Source organism: Humibacter antri (genome assembly GCF_054777235.1).
Genome location: NZ_BAAHAW010000057.1, coordinates 1 through 694, shown reverse-complemented (window position 1 = coordinate 694; position 694 = coordinate 1). Strand labels below are relative to the sequence as shown.

At 64.1% G+C, this 694-nt stretch carries 1 protein-coding gene; it reads right to left on the bottom strand.

Annotated features, from left to right (window positions below):
* Positions 1 to 65 precede the first annotated feature (65 nt).
* Positions 66 to 694, bottom strand: a 629-nt coding sequence (locus ACYVDK_RS18250) for a transposase (RefSeq protein WP_460524431.1), incomplete at its 5' end; no start/stop codon positions are given.

Here is a 694-nt window from a genome sequence, read left to right as displayed (position 1 = left end):
CTTCTGCCCGTGCTGTTCCACCGTCGTTCCTGGTTGCGCCGATGTTGGCTGTCTGGTCGGGTTCGTCAGCGTTGGGGTGGTGCGAGGGCGTGGGCAAAGAGCGTGGACCATGTTGTTTCCCAGGGCCAGGCTTCGGGGAGGTGTAGTCGGATGCGGCGCGCGGAGGACGCGATTCTTGCGGGGATGTTGACGAGTTTCCGGCGGATCGTCGCGGTCGTCGCGTTGCCTAGTCGTCCTGCTCGGTCGGCGATCACGGCGGCGGTGCGGGTGAGGTTGAATGCGATGACGGCGAGGACGAGCCAGGCAGCGTTCGCGGTGAAGATCCCGGAGGGCAGGTGCGCGAGGGCGGAGTTCTTCAGGTCTGCGTTGACTTGCTCGATGATCGCGTGACGACGGTGGACCTGGTCGGCCGTGACGGTGTCGAGGGTGCTGGTGGTGAAGAACGCGTGGAAGCGGTGCGTGTCGAACAGGGTCGGCTGGGACAGCTTCTTCTTGTTCAGTTCCGGGATGCGTCTGACGACCAGCCGTCCCTGGACTTGGTCCTTGATCGGTTTCGAGGTGAACGCGGTGAACGGGATCTCGGCGACTTCCGCGTCGGAGATCCAGGTGCCGGTGTCGGGGTCGTAGATCGCGTTGGTGTATCGGATCTTCGTCCATGCGTCGTCGCTGATGGTGCCGATCGCGCGTTTCACGG